This window comes from Arthrobacter liuii (assembly GCF_014639275.1).
In the GTDB taxonomy this organism is placed as follows: domain Bacteria; phylum Actinomycetota; class Actinomycetes; order Actinomycetales; family Micrococcaceae; genus Arthrobacter; species Arthrobacter liuii.
Window position 1 is genome coordinate 219,037 of record NZ_BMFW01000003.1, and the last position, 16,026, is coordinate 235,062.

Consider the following 16,026-nt stretch of genomic DNA (forward strand, 5'->3'; position numbering starts at 1 on the left):
AGCCGCGGCTGCCTCGGGAATAGGCTTGTCCTAGGTCACCCAGGTGCGGGCGCACCGCCCAGCTCCGATCCAACCAAGAATGAGGCAGAACCATGTCAATGAAAGAAATGCTGAAGGGCGACGTCGTTGTCCACATGAAAGCCGGCAACAAGATCGCCCTGACCACGGTGCGCAACGTCCTTGGTGAAATCGAAACGCGAGAAAAGTCCGGCAAGACCCCGGTCGAGCTCGATGACCTCCAGGTAACCGCCCTGCTGCAGAAGGAGGCCGCCAAGCGCAGGGACACCGCCGCCACGTATACGGCGGCCGGGCACGATGACCGGGCGCATGCAGAGGTCGCCGAAGCCGAAGTCATCGAAGCCTACCTGCCCAAGGCACTGACCCGCGGGGAGGCTGAAGCCATCGTCGATGAGGTCATCGCCGGCCTGAAGGCGGACGGCGCCGAGCTGACGATGCGCTCCATGGGCGCCGTCATGAAATCCGTGACCCCCAAAATCGCCGGGCGCTTCGACGGCAAGGCAGTCAGTGAGATCGTCAGGGCCCGACTGGCGTAGCCGGGACGTCCGGCTCGTTTCCCACGGGGGCCATCCCCGGAGGTGCCCTAATTCCGTTAGGTAGCCTGTTCGAAATTTCACCCCATTGACGGTCCACGAGGCGAGGCGTAGATAAGACGCTACCGATCCGTCCGCGGATCCGCTCGCGGCGATCAGCACTATCCAAGGAGCAGGTCATGGCAGTGGCAATCATTATGGAGTTCGACGGAACCAGCCTTGCTGCATACGACGAGATCAACAGGAGGATGGGGCTCACCCCGCACGGTCCCGGTCCCGAGGGGTCTATTTTCCACTGGGCCACGGAGACCCCGAAGGGGCTTCAAGTCGTAGATGTTTGGGAAAGCCGGGAGAAATTCGATGAATTCGCACAGCAAAAAATCGGGCCCTTAAGCGCGGAGGCGGGGTTCGCCGGACCCCCGAAAGTGACCTACCACGACGTGCATAATTACATGATTCGCACCACTCCAAGCTGAGGCGGGAGCGACCAACGCGCCAGCCGAAGGAAATGACGACCAGAACCAAAGCGTAGACCGCCAGGATGGCCAGTGGCGGCAAAGCCGGACGGCACGAAAGGGGGCGTGCCGTCCGTCGCCTCATCGTCAGTGAGTTGGGCGACCTGATGCGGCAGCCTGCCGTCTAACTGTGCAACTGCGGGACAACCATCAGTGATGCCAACCTCAAGTGGGCAGGAGAGGGAATACCAGCGCTCGCTTTCGTCTTATGGATTAGTGAAGCGCCGACCGCTGGTTGCCTCGCTCGAAAGGACCCCCTTGCCCACTGCTTTCATTCCCTTCACCATGCACGCCTCCGTCCGCGACGATCGCCGGCGGATGTTCCGCACCGACATCGAGCGGATGACCGACGGACATCTCCCGTCAACCCCGCTGGACGTCATCAAGTCAACGAACACGCAGGCCGTCTTCCGCGGCGCCGCTCCGAAGGGCCCGCATACCGCAACCGACGCAAGCCTCGCGCAGTACCTCCAGGACCGTCTTGCCGCCGAGAACATCCACCTGGACCTCCGCGTCTGCATCGAACGCTGAGCCGATCTGGAAAGCCCTGGACCACAGCTGGTCCGGGGCTTTCCTGCACCCGCCAGAGAACGCCGTGCAGGGGAGGGGCAAGAAGAATGCAGCCCATGCGATGACTATGCCTGAACCCCTGGCGGGCATCGCACATTCGTACTGATGTGGTTGGAATCGTGGCTCGCGTGGTTGGAGACACAAAAAAACCCCGGTTTCCCGGGGTTTTTCCTGTGCGCGGAGGGGGACTTGAACCCCCACCCCCTTTCGAGGACTAGCACCTCAAGCTAGCGCGTCTGCCATTCCGCCACCCGCGCAGGTGGTAATTCGGGAAGCTCATCCGCCTTTCAGCGTTTCGCGCCTCTCCGAAGCAGCGAGAAAAACTCTAACATGTCTTCCCGGGAACAACGAATCGGGCCAAGTGGGTAGGCTGAGGACAGCGATTCAGTCCGTGCCACCCAGTCATTCCCTACCAAGGAGCCTTCAATGCCTGACGTCCTGCCCGAGGATGAAGTTGTCCGGATCTGCCAGGAACTCATCCGGATCGACACCTCCAACTACGGCGACGGGTCAGGGCCCGGGGAGCGTGCGGCGGCTGAATATGCCGCAGGGCTCATCGAGGAAGTGGGACTGGCTGCAGAGATCTTCGAATCCGCCCCGGGCCGCGCCAACGTTGTGACCAGGATGGCTGGGGAGGACCCTTCCGCCAGCGCCCTGGTGGTTCACGGCCACCTCGACGTCGTGCCCGCGCTGCGCGACCAGTGGTCGGTAGACCCGTTTGGCGCAGAACTGAAGGACGGCCTCATCTGGGGACGCGGCGCCGTCGACATGAAGGACATGGACGCCATGATCCTTTCGGTCCTCCGGAACTTCGCGCGGGAGGGCAGGAAGCCCAAGCGCGACATCATCTTCGCGTTTTTTGCTGACGAGGAGGCCGGCGGGGCTTACGGCGCGCGCTATGCCGTGGACAACCGCCCCGAACTGTTCGAGGGCGCAACCGAGGCGATTTCAGAGGTGGGCGGCTTCTCGGCCACCATCGGTGGACAGCGGACCTACCTCCTGCAGACGGCGGAGAAAGGCATCTCGTGGCTCCGCCTCGTTGCGCACGGAAGGGCAGGGCACGGCTCGCAGATCAACACGGACAACGCGGTGACACGCCTCGCTGCAGCAGTAACGCGAATTGGCGAATACACGTGGCCCATCGAACTCACTCCCACCACCCGCCAGTTCCTTGACGGCGTGACGGAACTTACGGGTGTCGAGTTCGACCCCGACAACCCGGACCTCCTGCTCAACCAGCTTGGTACGGTGTCCAGGTTCGTCGGCGCCACCCTGCAAAACACCACCAACCCCACCCTCCTCAAAGGCGGCTATAAGCACAACGTCATCCCCGAGTCTGCCGAAGCACTGGTCGATTGCCGCACCCTGCCAGGCCAGGAACAGCAGGTCCTGGAGATTGTCCGGGAACTTGCCGGCACCGGCGTGGACGTCAGCTACGTCCACAATGACGTCTCGCTGGAGGTCCCGTTCGCCGGCAACCTGGTGGACTCCATGATCGATGCACTCCACAAGGAGGACCCGGGCGCAAAGGTGCTGCCCTACACGCTTTCCGGCGGTACCGACAACAAGTCGCTCAGCCGGCTTGGCATCACCGGATACGGGTTCGCGCCCCTCATGCTCCCGGACGGGTTGGACTTCACCGGCATGTTCCACGGTGTGGACGAGCGCGTCCCCGCAGACTCCCTCCAGTTCGGCGCCCGGGTGCTCAACACCCTGCTGACCAACTACTAAGAGGGATCGGCCGTGACTCCAGAGGGCCTGCTGCCCGATAAGCTCCTGGAACGCATTCGTAGTCGCGCCGCCGGATATGACCGCCGTAACGCCTTCTTCCACGAGGACCTTCAGGAGTTGGCGGAGGCCGGCTACCTGAAGCTGTTCGTTCCAGCGTCCGACGGCGGCGCGGGGCTTGGGCTCGAGGCGGCCGCGCAGTGCCAGCGCAGGCTGGCAACGGCCGCCCCAGCCACGGCACTGGCCATCAACATGCATCTGGTGTGGACCGGCGTCGCCCATGTCCTCGCCGCCCGGGGCGACCACTCGCTGGCCTTTGTCCTGACGGAGGCCGCGCAAGGCGAAATCTTCGCGTTCGGCAACTCGGAGGCGGGAAACGACTCAGTCCTTTTCGACTCACGGACCTTTGCCACGCCGGAACAGGATGGAGCCTACTCGTTCACCGGGACCAAGATCTTCACCAGCCTCTCGCCGGCTTGGACGCGGCTGGGGATTTTTGGCAAGGACGCGGCGGCACGCGATGGTGCCGGTGAACTCGTCCACGGTTTCATCACCCGGGAAACGTCCGGCTACCGGATCCTGGATGATTGGGACACCCTGGGCATGCGGGCCAGCCAATCCGCCACCACAGTCCTTGATGGTGTGACCGTCCCCGCGGACAGGATTTTCCGGAAGCTGCCGGTGGGCCCCAATGCTGACCCCCTGATCTTCGCAATCTTCGCGTGCTTTGAAAGCCTCCTGGCAGCTGTCTACACAGGCCTGGGCGAACGTGCCCTGACCGTGGGCGTGGAGACAGCGAAGCGGCGCACCTCGTTCAAGAACAGCGGCCGGAGCTACGCCCAGGACCCCGACATCCGCTGGAAGGTGGCCGACGCCGCCATGGCCATGGACAACCTGTACCCCAGCTCAGGGCCGTCACTGCCGACGTCGACGCCCTGGCCGACTATGGGCCCCAATGGTTCCCCAAACTGGTGGGCCTGAAGGTGAATGCGACCGAAACCGCACGACGCGTGGTGGACCTGGCCATCCGGGTCAGCGGGGGTTCGAGCTACTTCCGGGGGTCCGAACTGGAGCGGCTCTACCGGGACGTCCTGGCCGGGATGTTCCACCCCTCAGACGACGAGTCAGCACACAACACTGTCGCCAACGCCTGGCTGGGCCCGCTGGAAGACTAAACGGTCCGCTGGACCTGCATCACCCGGCGCCGCAGCCAAAAGCGCCTGCCGCCGCCCACATAGAGCTTGCTGCGTTCCAGCTCCCACTTGCCGTATTCGGAGTGTTCCACAAGGCGCCGGCGTGCCTCCGGCAGCGAATCCTCAGGACTGACCGTGAGTACGAGGTACTCGTACTGACGCAAATAATCCCGCTCCCGCTGGACCGAGCTGGTGAGAAATTGTTCCTTCATTTGCTCTCCATTTTCGTCCTTTTCCGGCTAACGTGAAGTCATGAGCATCGATCCGCGTGTCGCGCTTTCGTCCCTGACCACCGCTTTGGAAGAACACCTTATAGCAGCATCGAACCGCCGCGGGGACGGTGACCCCTCCGTTGAGGCAGCGTTTTTCGCAGTTGCCGATGCCTTCGAAGTTTACGAGGACGCGCTCTATGAGGCGTACAACGAAGTGACCCCGCTGCAGGTGTTTGACGACGAGGACGAAGAGGACGAGGAAGCCGACGTGGACGAGGACGAGGACCTGGAAATCGTCGAGGAATAGCGCGCACCGGCAGACCCGCCGTTCCGGAGCCCCAGGGTAAGACCCGGGAGCAGACCTAGGAAACTGCGGAGACGTCCTCCAGCGCCCGGGCAATCTGCGGCGGCAGGGGTGCGAGCTGGGCGCCGAGGATTTCCTTCAGCTGCACAGGCGTGCGGGCGCCAACAATTGCCGTGGCAACTCCGTGCTGTGACAGCAGCCATGACAGCGACACGTCCAGGGGAGTGCGGCCCAGTCCGTTGGCGGCCATGCACACCGCATCCACGATGCGTGACGGCTTTTCCTCCAGGTAAGGCTCCACGTAAGCGGCTTCACTGACCGAGGCCCCGCGGGAATCCACGGGCACGCTGCCCCTGTACTTTCCCGTGAGGACACCGCGCCCCAGCGGCGCCCACGCCATCAGTCCGAGCCCTGCATCGTCCGCGGCCGGAAGCAGTTCCGCCTCCGCGGTCCGGGCAAGGAATGAATATTCAGCCTGCGCGGCCACCAGTGGGACGCTGCTGACGGCGGCGGCCTTGGCGGCCTGCCAGCCCCTGAAGTTCGAGATGCCGGCGTACCGCGCCCGCCCGGTGCGTACGGCGAATTCAAGCGCAGCCAGGGTTTCGTCGAGGGGAACATTGCCGTCCCACGCCTCGGCAAACCAGAGGTCCACATAGTCCGTGCCCAGCCTGGCCAGGCTGCCGTCCAGCCCGGTGAGCATCGCATTGCGTGACGTGTCCACCGCGCGCCGGCCATCCGGCGTCGTCATTCCCGCCTTGGTGGAGATGGATATCTCCGGACGGGACACCACATCACCCAGGAGCGAGCCAAGGATGGCTTCCGAACCTCCGCCTGCATACGACGCCGAGGTGTCCACGTGGCGGCCGCCTCCATCGAGGAAGGTACGCAGCAGCTCCGAGGCGTCCTGGTCGTCCGTTTCCCCACCCCAGGACCGGGTGCCCAGGGAGAGGGCTGAAACTCGCAAACCACTGTTGCCGACGTAACGCTGCTGCATAGCAGCAAGCTTACGGGCAGTGTCACCGCTGCCATGCCGTAGGGTCTTAGCGTGAACTGGTTTGAAGCGGCCCTGCTGGGCCTAGTGCAGGGACTGACCGAATTTCTACCTATTTCATCGAGCGCGCACCTTCGGATCGTAGGGGAGTTCCTCCCAAATGCGCAGGATCCGGGAGCCGCTTTCACGGCCATCACCCAGCTCGGCACGGAGACGGCCGTGCTGATCTATTTCTGGCGCGACATTGTCCGCATCGTCAAGGCCTGGGCCGGCTCCCTCACCGGCAAGGTGCCGCGGCAGGATCCTGACGCCCGGATGGGGTGGCTGGTCATTCTTGGCAGCCTTCCCATCGTCGTGCTGGGACTGCTTTTCCAGGACCAGATCGAGTCCGTCCTCCGCAGCATGTGGATCGTGGCCACGACGCTGATCGTCTTCGGCCTGTTCCTCGCCGTGGCAGACGCCATCGGTGCCCAAAAACGCGACCTGGCCCACCTGACCTATAAGCACGGCATCTTGTACGGCCTGGCGCAGGCCCTGGCACTGATTCCCGGTGTCTCCCGCTCCGGCGGCACCATTACCGCAGGCCTGCTGATGGGCTACACACGGGAGGCCGCGGCACGTTACTCCTTCCTGCTCGCCATCCCGGCAGTTTTCGGCAGCGGGCTGTACCAGCTCTACAAGGTGGTCACCAAGGAGGGCATCACCGGGCCCTTCGGCCTGCCGGAGACCGCCCTTGCCACCGTGATCGCGCTGGTGGTGGGCTACGTCATCATCGGCTGGTTCCTGAAGTTCGTGTCCACGCGCAGCTACCGGCTCTTTGTCTGGTACCGCATCTTCCTGGGGCTGGCCCTGTACCTCCTGCTCGGTTTCGGCGTCATCAGCGCGTAGGGCTAGGCTTGGTTTGTGAAATCCTGGACTTCCCGCCCCGTTCCTACCCTGCCCGGAAACATGCCCGCGATCCGGCTGTTCGATACTGCGGCAGGACGCCAGGTGGCGCTGGAGCAGGAGGCCCGTCCCTCCATGTACGTCTGCGGCATCACACCCTACGACGCAACCCACATGGGCCACGCCGCCAGTTACGTGGCGTTTGACCTGCTAAACCGCGTGTGGCGCGACGCCGGCAGCGATGTCTCCTATGTCCAGAACGTCACCGACGTGGACGATCCGCTGCTTGAGCGCGCCACCGCCACCGGCATTGACTGGCGTGACCTCGCAGCGGAGCAGGTGGAGCTGTTCCAGACCGATATGGAGGCGCTCAACGTCCTGCCGCCGGACCACTACGTTGGCGCCGTCGAATCGATCGGCATCATCGTGCCCGAGGTGGAGCGGCTGGTCAGCATGGGGCTGGCCTACCAGGTGGACGGCACCAACGGTGAACCTGACGGGGATGTCTATTACGACGTCGAAGCGGCCGGCAAGCAGTCAACGGCGCCTGATGCCTGGGCCCTGGGGAGCATCTCCCACCTGGGCGAAAGCGCCATGCTGGAGCTTTTCGCCGAGCGCGGCGGAGACCCGGGCCGTGCGGGGAAGCGGCAGGCCCTTGACCCGCTGCTCTGGCGGGTGGAACGGCCGGGCGAGCCCAGCTGGCCCGGTGGCAGCCTGGGCGCGGGAAGGCCCGGCTGGCACATCGAGTGCACGGTCATCGCCCAAAAGTACCTGCCGTCTCCCTTCACTGTTCAGGGGGGAGGGTCGGACCTGATCTTCCCGCACCACGAGATGGGCGCAGGCCATGCGTACTCCCTGGCCGGGGTGCCGCTTGCCAGGCACTATGCCCACGCCGGAATGGTGGGCCTCGATGGGGAAAAGATGAGCAAGTCCAAGGGCAACCTGGTGCTGGTCTCCAGGCTCCGCGCCGCCGGTGAAGACCCGGCAGCTATCCGGCTGGCCATCCTGGCCCACCACTACCGCTCCGATTGGTCCTGGACGGACGAAGGTTTCACGGCTGCCAAGGCAGACTTGTCAGCATGGCGGAAGGCGCTGGACCACGCTCCCGAGGGTTCAGCCCAGGCACTGCTGGCCGAAATGCGGGAAGCGCTGGCCGCCGACCTGAATGCGCCCGCAGCGGTGGCCGCTGTATCTCGGTGGGCACGTCACGCGAACGACTCCGGTGCTGCCGGCAGCCCCGCTGACCGCGCCCTCGTCAAGGACGCTGTTAACGCCCTCCTGGGCATCAGTCTCTAAGGCTTCCGCTCCCAGCGGTACAAAACGGGGGTGGGCCTGGCCCGGACTCCTCCGGGCCAGGCCCACCTCCCGTTAACGTCAGGGCCGGTCCTGGCCCCGCCGCTTCAGGTACCGCTCAAATTCGCGGGCGATGGACTCGCCACTGGCTTCGGGCAGATCAGCGGTGTCCTTGGCTTCCTCCAACTGCCGCACGTAGGCGGCAATTTCCGGATCCTCCGTGGCCAGTTCATCCACCCCGCGTTCCCAGGCATCAGCTTCCTCCGCCAGTTCCTGGGTGTCCAGGGGCACCTGCAGCAGCTCCTCGATGCGGTGGAGGAGGGCGAGTTGGGCCTTGGGAGAGGGCGCCTGTGCCACGTAGTGCGGGACGGCGGCCCACAACGAGACGGCGGGGATTCCCGCCAGCAGCGCCACCTCGGACAGGACGCCCACAATCCCGACGGGGCCTTCGTACTGTGACGCTTCCAGGTTCATGCGCTCCCGGAGCGGGGCGTCGTCGGACGACGTGCTCACCGGAATGGGGCGGCTGTGCGGAACGTCTGCCAGCAGTGCGCCCACCAGCACCACGTAATCGACGTTCAGTGCCTCGGCATGGACCAGCAGCTCCGCGGTGTAGGCGCGCCATTTATACGAGGGCTCCGTACCCTGCACGAAGATGACGTCAACGTTGGAGTTGGGGGCGCTGGCCTTGTAGATCCGTGTGGATGGCCATTTGATCTTGCGCTCCCCGGCAGCATTCCTGCGGACTGTGGGACGCGTGAACTGGAAGTCGTAGTACTCATCGGCATCGATGGAGGCGACTTTCTTGCCACCCCACAACTTGTTCAGGTAGCGCAGCGAATCACTGGCCGCTTCTCCGGCATCGTTCCACCCTTCAAAGGCGGCAAGCATCACAGTTACGCGCTGTCCGTCAGCCACTGGCTGAAGGAACCGTTCCCGCTCGGGTCCGGCACCCTGTTCGGCGGTGTCTCCCTCGAAGCTATTCATTTCTTCACCCTACGTCCAACGTGCTCGCCCGTGCATGGAATGAAGCGCCGCAAATCGCTTACAACCACTACAACGGGCACCGGGGCTGCGCCATATTCGCCAACGGCGTAGCCCACAGCCTCCGCCCAGCCATGCCCCGTAGACTGGCGTTATGCCGATTCCTGCCGCCAGTTCCCCGCTCAAAGCCGTCCTTTGGGACATGGATGGCACCATCGTGGACACCGAGCCGTATTGGATCGCGGCCGAGCACGCGCTGGTGAAGGCGCACGGCGGAACATGGAGCCATGACCAGGCCATGCAGCTGGTTGGCCAGTCACTGACGTTTTCCGCGGGGCTGCTCCAGCAGGCCGGCGTCGAGCTCGAGATCCGCGAAATCATCGACACCCTGACTGCCCAGGTCATCACCAGCGTCCAGCAGCAGGTGCCATGGCGGCCGGGCGCCCGTGAACTCCTCGAGGACCTGCACCAGGCCGGCGTGCGCTGCGCCCTGGTCACCATGTCGGAAGGCCCATTGGCCCGGCAGGTGGTGGCCAGCCTTCCCCGGCCATACTTCGAAGTGCTGGTAACGGGCGACACGGTGAGCCAGGGCAAGCCGCACCCCGAGGCGTACCTGACCGCTGTGGAACTGCTGCAGGAGAACGATCCTGATCTCGGAATCCACCACTGTGTAGCCCTCGAGGACTCCGTGCCGGGCGTGGCCGCAGCCGTCGCCTCCGGCGTCGCCACCGTGGCTGTCCCGCATATCGTTCCGCTGCCGGACGACGGCAGCTACGCGCTCTGGGACTCCCTGTCCGGCCGCAGCCTGGTCGAGCTGGAAGCCCTCCTCCTGCGGGCGGATGCAGCGGGCCCGGCCGCGGCAGCGGGTGATCCGCGTGGCTGACCCCGACGCCGGCCACCGCTCCAAACCAGGCGCGGAACCAGTCACGCCGGTGCGCCGCGAAGGCATTCCGCTGGGACGGATCGCGGGCGTCCCCGTCGTCCTCGCCTACTCGTGGTTCGTGATCGCAGCCTTCACCGTCATCGTTTACGGGCCGGTATTGGCGAAAAACAATCCGATGCTTGGCGTGAGCGCCTACATCGTGGCCTTTGCTTACGCCGTCCTGCTCCTGATCTCGGTACTTGTCCACGAACTGGCCCACGCCCTGACCGCGAAAATCTATGGCTGGCCCACCCAAAAGATCGTCCTCAACCTCTGGGGCGGGCACACCCAGTTCGAAAGCTTCACGGCGTCCCCTGGCCGGTCCCTGCTGGTTGCGCTGGCCGGCCCGGCTGCCAACTTCGTCCTGGCCGGCGCTGCCTGGCTGGTGCTTGGCACCAACAGCCTGGGAAGCGTTGCCGAAATCCTGACCAACATCTTCATGTGGGCCAACTTCCTCATCGGTGTCTTCAACGTCCTTCCGGGCCTGCCGCTGGATGGCGGCCGGCTGGTTGAATCCATCGTCTGGAAAGCCACCGGCAGCCAAGCGAAAGGAACTGTGGCTGCCGGCTGGGGCGGCCGGATCATTGTCCTGGCCATCGTCTACTGGTTCCTCCTCCGTCCGTTCCTTGCCGGTGACCGGCCTGACTTCAGCCTCCTCATGATCACTATCCTGGTGGCCGGTTTCCTGTGGATGGGCGCATCTGCGTCCATCCAGCAAGGCACCCTGCGGGGACGCCTCCCGCTGGTCAGCGCCGCAACGTTGTCGACGCCGGCGGCCGGATTGCCTGCCACCGGCACCGTCCGCGACGCCCTCCGGGCGGGGGCCGCAGGAACAAAGTCCGTGGTGGTCTGCGGACCGGACGGGCGGCCGCAGGGCGTGGTGGATCCGGACGCCCTGGCTTCGGTACCCGGCGCTGCAGCCGACACGACTCCCGTCACCGCCATTTCGTTCCCGCTGGCTGCAGGCGCTTATGTTCCCGAGTGGTCCGAGGGGCAGGAACTGCTCCAGTTCCTTTCGCAGGTTGAAGGGCGCCACTATGCAGTGGTGGACCACAACGGCACGGTCACCGGTCTACTGACCCAGGACGCTGTGCTTGCGGCCATTACAGGTAAGCGCCAGCGCCACGATAGGCACCCGCAGGGCCAGAACCGGTAGAGTTACCTGCCGGTCGTGCATTGCCGCCGCAAACGCCAAACGCTCCCCGAGGGACAGCCAGGCCGCGGCACAACAGGTTTACAGGAGCGAGGAAAAATCATGAGCAGCGAAACTGCCGTCAATGACGCCGAGGGGGCAGCGCAAGCCGATGCTGCCGCCGGCGGCTCGCAGCCGGTGGGTGCTGCACGGCGCCGCGGCCCCTTCCGGGAAGGCGAACGCGTGCAGCTGACCGACGAACGCGGCCGCATGAACACCGTCACGCTGGAACGCGGCGGCGCTTTCCACACCCACCGCGGCTTCCTGAACCACGACGAAATCATCGGCAAGGTTGACGGCTCTGTCGTGGTGAACAACGTGGGCCAGCAGTACCAGACCCTCCGACCCCTGCTCTCCGACTTCGTGCTGTCCATGCCGCGGGGTGCCGCCGTCGTCTATCCCAAGGACGCCGGCCAGATCGTTACCATGGCTGACATCTTTCCCGGCGCACGCGTTGTGGAGGCCGGCGTCGGCTCGGGTGCCCTGTCCATCTCCCTGCTCCGCGCCGTAGGGGACAACGGCTACCTCCATTCCTTTGAACGGCGGGAGGAGTTCGCGGACATCGCGCGCGGAAACGTCGAGACCATCTTCGGCGGGCCGCACCCCGCCTGGCAGATTTCCCTCGGCGACTTCCAGGAGGAAGTAGTCAAGGCCGAAGAGCCTGGCTCCGTGGACCGCGTGGTCCTGGACATGCTGGCACCCTGGGAGTGCCTGGATGCGGTGGCCACCGTCCTGGCACCCGGCGGTGTCTGGATCAATTACGTTGCCACCGTCACCCAGCTCTCCCGCACGGCGGAAGCCATCCGGGCAGACGGCCGCTTCACCGAACCGGACGCCTGGGAGTCGATGGTCCGCGGCTGGCACCTTGAAGGGCTCGCGGTACGTCCCGACCACCGCATGGTGGCCCACACCGGATTCCTTCTCGTCACCCGGCGGCTTGCCGACGGCGTCACCGGCATCTCCGTCAAGCGCCGCCCGTCCAAGACCGAGTTCGACGCCGAGGACGTCAACGCCTGGACCCCGGGCGCAGTGGGAGAGCGGGCAGTGTCAGACAAGAAACTGCGGCGCGCCGCCCGTGACGCCATCGCCGGAACGAATGTCGTGGACACTCCGGAGGTCACGAACTAGTCCAGATTTTGGGAGTCTCCATCCCTACCCGGCCTCTTGGGACTAATGTCTTAAGAGAAGCGCAGGAAGGGGCTGATACATCATGGAGACACCAAACCAGGACTCCGGACGTACATCGGCAGAGCAGTCTGCCGCCAACGACCTCTCGGTTGCTGACCGCCAGGTCAACATACTTCGGGACAAGCTCAGGCACATTGACCGCCAGCTGGCAGCGGCAACGCAGAACAACTCCAAGCTGGTCAGCATGCTTGAGACCGCGAAGGCAGAGATCCTGCGGCTGAAAAACGCCCTGGACCAGGAAGGGCAGCCGCCCTACAGCTTCGGCACCATCCTCCAGATCAATCCGAAGCGGCAGCCCGCACCGGGCAACAGCGGCCAGGCCGCCACTGAAGAGTCGGTGGACATCTTCAACGCCGGACGGAAGATGCGTGTGGGCATCAGCCCGCTGGTGAACGTCAACCAACTGGCGGTGGGGCAGGAAGTGCTGCTGAACGAAGCACTGCTGATCGTGGCTGGACTCGGCTACGAGCGCGCCGGTGAACTCGCCACCCTGAAGGAGATGCTGGGACGCGACCGGGCCCTGGTGGTGGGCCGGGCTGACGAAGAGCGCGTGGTGCGGCTGTCCGGCGCCCTCCTGTCCGAGAAACTTCGGGTCGGCGACGCTCTTTCCGTCGATTCGCGGACCGGCTACGCCCTGGAAAAGGTGCCCCGCTCCGAGGTTGAAAACCTGGTCCTCGAGGAAGTTCCGGACATCACGTACGAGGACATCGGCGGCCTTGGACCGCAGATCGAGCAGATCCGGGACGCCGTCGAACTGCCGTTCCTGCACCCGGACCTCTACCGCGAGCACGGCCTGAAGGCCCCCAAGGGTATCCTCTTGTACGGTCCGCCGGGCTGCGGCAAGACCTTGATTGCCAAAGCCGTTGCCAACTCCCTCGCCGCCCGCGCGGCGGAACGGTCCGGGAACGTGGACCTGAAGAGCTACTTCCTGAACATCAAGGGCCCGGAACTCCTTGACAAGTACGTAGGTGAAACGGAGCGGCACATCCGTCTGATCTTCTCCCGCGCCCGGGAAAAGGCGTCCGATGGCAGCCCCGTAGTGGTGTTCTTCGACGAAATGGACTCGCTGTTCCGGACCCGCGGCACGGGCATTTCGTCCGACGTCGAAACCACCATCGTGCCCCAGCTCCTCAGTGAGATCGACGGCGTGGAACGCCTCGACAATGTCATTGTCATCGGCGCCTCCAACCGCGAGGACATGATCGACCCCGCCATCCTCCGGCCTGGCAGGCTGGACGTGAAGGTCAAGATCCAGCGGCCCGACGCTGAAGCAGCCGCCGACATCTTCAACAAATACATCACGCCGGACCTGCCGTTCCATGAATCGGACCTCGCCGAACACAACGGTGACGTCCAGGCCACCGTTGACGCAATGGTCCAGCGCACCGTGGAAGCCATGTACTCCACCGACAAGTCCAACGAGTTCCTGGAGGTCACCTATGCCAACGGTGACACCGAGATGCTGTACTTCAAGGATTTCAACTCAGGTGCGGTGGTGCAGAACGTGGTGGACCGGGCCAAGAAGTACGCCATCAAGGACCTGCTGACCTCACACCAGAAGGGGCTCCGGATCGAGCACCTGCTGCGCGCCGTGGTGGACGAATTCCGCGAACACGAGGACATGCCCAACACCACCAACCCTGACGATTGGGCACGCATCTCCGGTAAGAAGGGCGAACGGATCACCTATATCCGCACCATCGTCCAGGGCAAGGCCGGGCAGGAGCCCGGTAAGTCCATTGAAACCATGCCAACCACAGGACAGTATCTGTGACGGGTGCACAGGGAGCCGCCGACGGGGAAGCCCTCCCCGTCGGCGGAGCCATGCGGGTCATGGGGGCGGAAACCGAATACGGGATCCACGCTCCCTCCGCGCCCTCGGCCAACGCCACCATGATGAGTGCACGCGTGGTCCAGGCCTACGCTCAGGTCACGCGGCAGCGCGCAGCCGGCGGAGCCGAGACCCGCTGGGATTACACGGATGAAGAGCCGCTGCACGATGCCCGGGGCTGGACCGTCGACCGGGGTGCTGCACACCCCACCCAACTGACCGACCAGCCGCCGGTACTTGACGCAGAGGCGGTGGCCCTGGCCTACGGCCGCGAGGAGTTGGAACTCGACGGGCAGGACGAGTCCGGGACCCTCCTGATGAACATGGTCCTTGGCAACGGAGCGCGGCTGTATGTTGACCATGCCCATCCCGAATACTCAAGTCCCGAGGTCACCAACCCGCGGGACGCGGTGGCCTGGGATGCTGCCGGCGACCTGGTGGGGCTGGCCGCCGTACGCCGGCTGGCCGCAGACCCGACCCTCCCGCCGGTCAACCTCTACAAGAACAACACGGACAACAAGTCCGTTTCGTACGGTTCGCACGAGAACTACCTCATGCCCAGGTCCGTGCCATTTGGGGACATCGTGCGCGGACTGACACCGTTTTTCGTCAGCCGCCAGGTGGTTTGCGGAGCCGGCCGGCTGGGGATCGGGCAGGACAGTTCTGCCCCCGGCTTCCAGATCAGCCAGCGCGCTGATTTCTTCGAAGCCGAGGTGGGTCTGGAAACCACCATCCGCAGGCCGATCATCAACACCAGGGATGAACCCCACGCTACCGCCGACAAATACCGGCGCCTGCACGTGATCATCGGGGACGCAAACCTCAGCCAGGTGTCCAACTACCTCAAATTCGGCACCACAGCCTTGGTCCTCAGCCTCATCGAGGCGGGGCTGGCGCCCAAAATCGAGGTCTACGAACCCGTCGCAGCACTCAAGACGGTCAGCCACGATACCTCGCTGACGGCAAAGCTGCGCCTGCTGGACGGCAGGCGCGTCACTGCTCTGGATCTTCAGTGGATTTACCACGAGGCTGCCGCCAAACTCGCCCAGGACACAGGTGTGGGTGACACGGTGGACGGCGACGGGCACACCCACGAGGTCTTGGAGCGGTGGGCATCCGTTCTCACCCAGCTCGACAGTGACAGGGCGGCTGCTGCAACCTCGGTGGAGTGGCTGGCCAAACTTTCCCTGCTGGATGGCTACCGCCAGCGCGACGGCCTGGAATGGAATGACGCCCGGCTGGGGCTGGTGGATCTCCAGTGGGCCGATATCAGGCCCGAGAAGGGCCTCTACTACCGTCTGCTGTCCAGGAACCGGATGCAGCGCGTGGTTGATGATTCCGCCATCGCCGCTGCGGTGGCGCACCCTCCGGCCGATACCCGCGCCTTCTTCCGCGGGAAGTGCATCAGCAGTTTTGGCAAGGACGTGGTCGGGGCAAGCTGGGATTCCGTCATCTTCGACGTGCCGGGCTACGGGCGGCTTCAGCGGGTGCCCACCAGGGAGCCCCTGCGGGGAACCAAAGCCCTGACCGGAGCGTTGTTCGAGCGCTACCGGGAAGCGGCACCGTTCCTCGGGGAACTGCTGGGACACAACAGCACTCCGCCTGCGGCGTAAACCGCGCCGGAGCGCCCGTCCCGTGGCAGGATGGGCATATCGGTGGATCCGCCG

At 64.7% G+C, this 16,026-nt stretch carries 15 protein-coding genes, 1 tRNA gene and 1 pseudogene; 13 read left to right on the plus strand and 4 right to left on the minus strand.

The genetic code is table 11. From position 1 onward, the window contains the following. Positions 1-92 precede the first annotated feature (92 nt). The 3 genes from IEW19_RS04925 to IEW19_RS04935 all read left to right on the plus strand — a co-directional run bounded on the left by IEW19_RS04925 (position 93) and on the right by IEW19_RS04935 (position 1,597). On the plus strand, positions 93-554 hold the full coding sequence (locus IEW19_RS04925; RefSeq protein ID WP_188570562.1) for a GatB/YqeY domain-containing protein: 462 nt from the start codon (positions 93-95) through the stop codon (positions 552-554). Between the two features lie 176 nt (positions 555-730). Next, positions 731-1,027, plus strand: coding sequence for a hypothetical protein (locus IEW19_RS04930; protein ID WP_188570563.1), 297 nt, complete (start codon positions 731-733; stop codon positions 1,025-1,027). A gap of 297 nt (positions 1,028-1,324) precedes the next feature. Beyond that, a complete protein-coding gene (locus IEW19_RS04935; protein WP_229748343.1) occupies positions 1,325-1,597 on the plus strand; it encodes a hypothetical protein in 273 nt (90 codons plus the stop codon). 213 nt (positions 1,598-1,810) lie between these two features. On the opposite strand, the gene IEW19_RS04940 is transcribed toward IEW19_RS04935, so the two are convergent. Then, positions 1,811-1,893, minus strand: a tRNA-Leu gene (locus IEW19_RS04940). Between the two features lie 169 nt (positions 1,894-2,062). Between IEW19_RS04940 and IEW19_RS04945 the strand changes: the two genes are divergently transcribed. After that, on the plus strand, positions 2,063-3,367 hold the full coding sequence (locus IEW19_RS04945) for a M20/M25/M40 family metallo-hydrolase (protein ID WP_188570564.1): 1,305 nt from the start codon (positions 2,063-2,065) through the stop codon (positions 3,365-3,367). 12 nt (positions 3,368-3,379) lie between these two features. Further along, positions 3,380-4,539, plus strand: a pseudogene (locus tag IEW19_RS04950) (acyl-CoA dehydrogenase family protein). Here IEW19_RS04950 and IEW19_RS04955 read toward each other — a convergent pair. Further along, positions 4,536-4,769 (minus strand): DUF5703 family protein, encoded by a 234-nt coding sequence (locus IEW19_RS04955; protein ID WP_102975559.1) that lies wholly within the window; start codon positions 4,767-4,769, stop codon positions 4,536-4,538. The pseudogene IEW19_RS04950 and the gene IEW19_RS04955 sit on opposite strands and share 4 nt — an antisense overlap. 40 nt (positions 4,770-4,809) lie before the next feature. Between IEW19_RS04955 and IEW19_RS04960 the strand changes: the two genes are divergently transcribed. Beyond that, positions 4,810-5,076, plus strand: a complete 267-nt coding sequence (locus IEW19_RS04960) for a hypothetical protein (protein WP_018771129.1) — start codon at positions 4,810-4,812, stop codon at positions 5,074-5,076. 55 nt (positions 5,077-5,131) lie between these two features. On the opposite strand, the gene IEW19_RS04965 is transcribed toward IEW19_RS04960, so the two are convergent. Beyond that, on the minus strand, positions 5,132-6,067 hold the full coding sequence (locus IEW19_RS04965; RefSeq protein ID WP_188570565.1) for an aldo/keto reductase: 936 nt from the start codon (positions 6,065-6,067) through the stop codon (positions 5,132-5,134). 51 nt (positions 6,068-6,118) lie between these two features. On the opposite strand from IEW19_RS04965, the gene IEW19_RS04970 reads away from it, so the two are divergent. After that, the gene (locus IEW19_RS04970; protein WP_188570566.1) at positions 6,119-6,952 is read left to right on the plus strand and encodes an undecaprenyl-diphosphate phosphatase; all 834 of its coding nucleotides are present in this window, start codon (positions 6,119-6,121) and stop codon (positions 6,950-6,952) included. A 15-nt stretch (positions 6,953-6,967) separates the two neighbouring features. Continuing rightward, on the plus strand, positions 6,968-8,245 hold the full coding sequence (mshC, locus tag IEW19_RS04975; RefSeq protein ID WP_188570567.1) for a cysteine--1-D-myo-inosityl 2-amino-2-deoxy-alpha-D-glucopyranoside ligase: 1,278 nt from the start codon (positions 6,968-6,970) through the stop codon (positions 8,243-8,245). A gap of 78 nt (positions 8,246-8,323) precedes the next feature. On the opposite strand, the gene IEW19_RS04980 is transcribed toward mshC, so the two are convergent. Beyond that, positions 8,324-9,229, minus strand: a complete 906-nt coding sequence (locus IEW19_RS04980; RefSeq protein WP_188570568.1) for a PAC2 family protein — start codon at positions 9,227-9,229, stop codon at positions 8,324-8,326. 199 nt (positions 9,230-9,428) lie between these two features. Here IEW19_RS04980 and IEW19_RS04985 point away from each other — a divergent pair, with 199 nt between their 5' ends. The 5 genes from IEW19_RS04985 (at position 9,429) to dop (ending at position 15,972) form a co-directional block, all read left to right on the plus strand. Then, the gene (locus IEW19_RS04985) at positions 9,429-10,109 is read left to right on the plus strand and encodes an HAD family hydrolase (protein ID WP_373283567.1); all 681 of its coding nucleotides are present in this window, start codon (positions 9,429-9,431) and stop codon (positions 10,107-10,109) included. Further along, on the plus strand, positions 10,102-11,304 hold the full coding sequence (locus tag IEW19_RS04990; RefSeq protein WP_188570570.1) for a site-2 protease family protein: 1,203 nt from the start codon (positions 10,102-10,104) through the stop codon (positions 11,302-11,304). The genes IEW19_RS04985 and IEW19_RS04990 overlap by 8 nt, the downstream gene beginning before the upstream one ends. Before the next feature lie 99 nt (positions 11,305-11,403). Further along, on the plus strand, positions 11,404-12,468 hold the full coding sequence (locus tag IEW19_RS04995) for a tRNA (adenine-N1)-methyltransferase (protein WP_229748344.1): 1,065 nt from the start codon (positions 11,404-11,406) through the stop codon (positions 12,466-12,468). Positions 12,469-12,550: 82 nt separating this feature from the next. Next, entirely contained in the window at positions 12,551-14,302 is a 1,752-nt protein-coding gene (arc, locus tag IEW19_RS05000; RefSeq protein WP_188570571.1) for a proteasome ATPase, read from the plus strand. 50 nt (positions 14,303-14,352) lie between these two features. After that, the gene (gene dop / locus IEW19_RS05005; protein WP_188570733.1) at positions 14,353-15,972 is read left to right on the plus strand and encodes a depupylase/deamidase Dop; all 1,620 of its coding nucleotides are present in this window, start codon (positions 14,353-14,355) and stop codon (positions 15,970-15,972) included. The last annotated feature ends 54 nt before the right edge of the window (positions 15,973-16,026 follow it).

Excerpts from the sequence above, each read along its gene's own strand:
- IEW19_RS04985 (WP_373283567.1), top strand. The coding sequence starts at position 9,429 with ATGGATGGCACCATCGTGGACACCGAGCCGTATTGGATCGCGGCCGAG.
- IEW19_RS04955 (WP_102975559.1), bottom strand. The coding sequence starts at position 4,769 with ATGAAGGAACAATTTCTCACCAGCTCGGTCCAGCGGGAGCGGGATTAT.
- IEW19_RS04965 (WP_188570565.1), bottom strand. The coding sequence starts at position 6,067 with ATGCAGCAGCGTTACGTCGGCAACAGTGGTTTGCGAGTTTCAGCCCTC.
- IEW19_RS04980 (WP_188570568.1), bottom strand. The coding sequence starts at position 9,229 with ATGAATAGCTTCGAGGGAGACACCGCCGAACAGGGTGCCGGACCCGAG.
- IEW19_RS04930 (WP_188570563.1), top strand. The coding sequence starts at position 731 with ATGGCAGTGGCAATCATTATGGAGTTCGACGGAACCAGCCTTGCTGCA.
- dop (WP_188570733.1), top strand. The coding sequence starts at position 14,353 with ATGCGGGTCATGGGGGCGGAAACCGAATACGGGATCCACGCTCCCTCC.
- IEW19_RS04995 (WP_229748344.1), top strand. The coding sequence starts at position 11,404 with ATGAGCAGCGAAACTGCCGTCAATGACGCCGAGGGGGCAGCGCAAGCC.
- IEW19_RS04925 (WP_188570562.1), top strand. The coding sequence starts at position 93 with ATGTCAATGAAAGAAATGCTGAAGGGCGACGTCGTTGTCCACATGAAA.
- IEW19_RS04960 (WP_018771129.1), top strand. The coding sequence starts at position 4,810 with ATGAGCATCGATCCGCGTGTCGCGCTTTCGTCCCTGACCACCGCTTTG.
- arc (WP_188570571.1), top strand. The coding sequence starts at position 12,551 with ATGGAGACACCAAACCAGGACTCCGGACGTACATCGGCAGAGCAGTCT.
- IEW19_RS04945 (WP_188570564.1), top strand. The coding sequence starts at position 2,063 with ATGCCTGACGTCCTGCCCGAGGATGAAGTTGTCCGGATCTGCCAGGAA.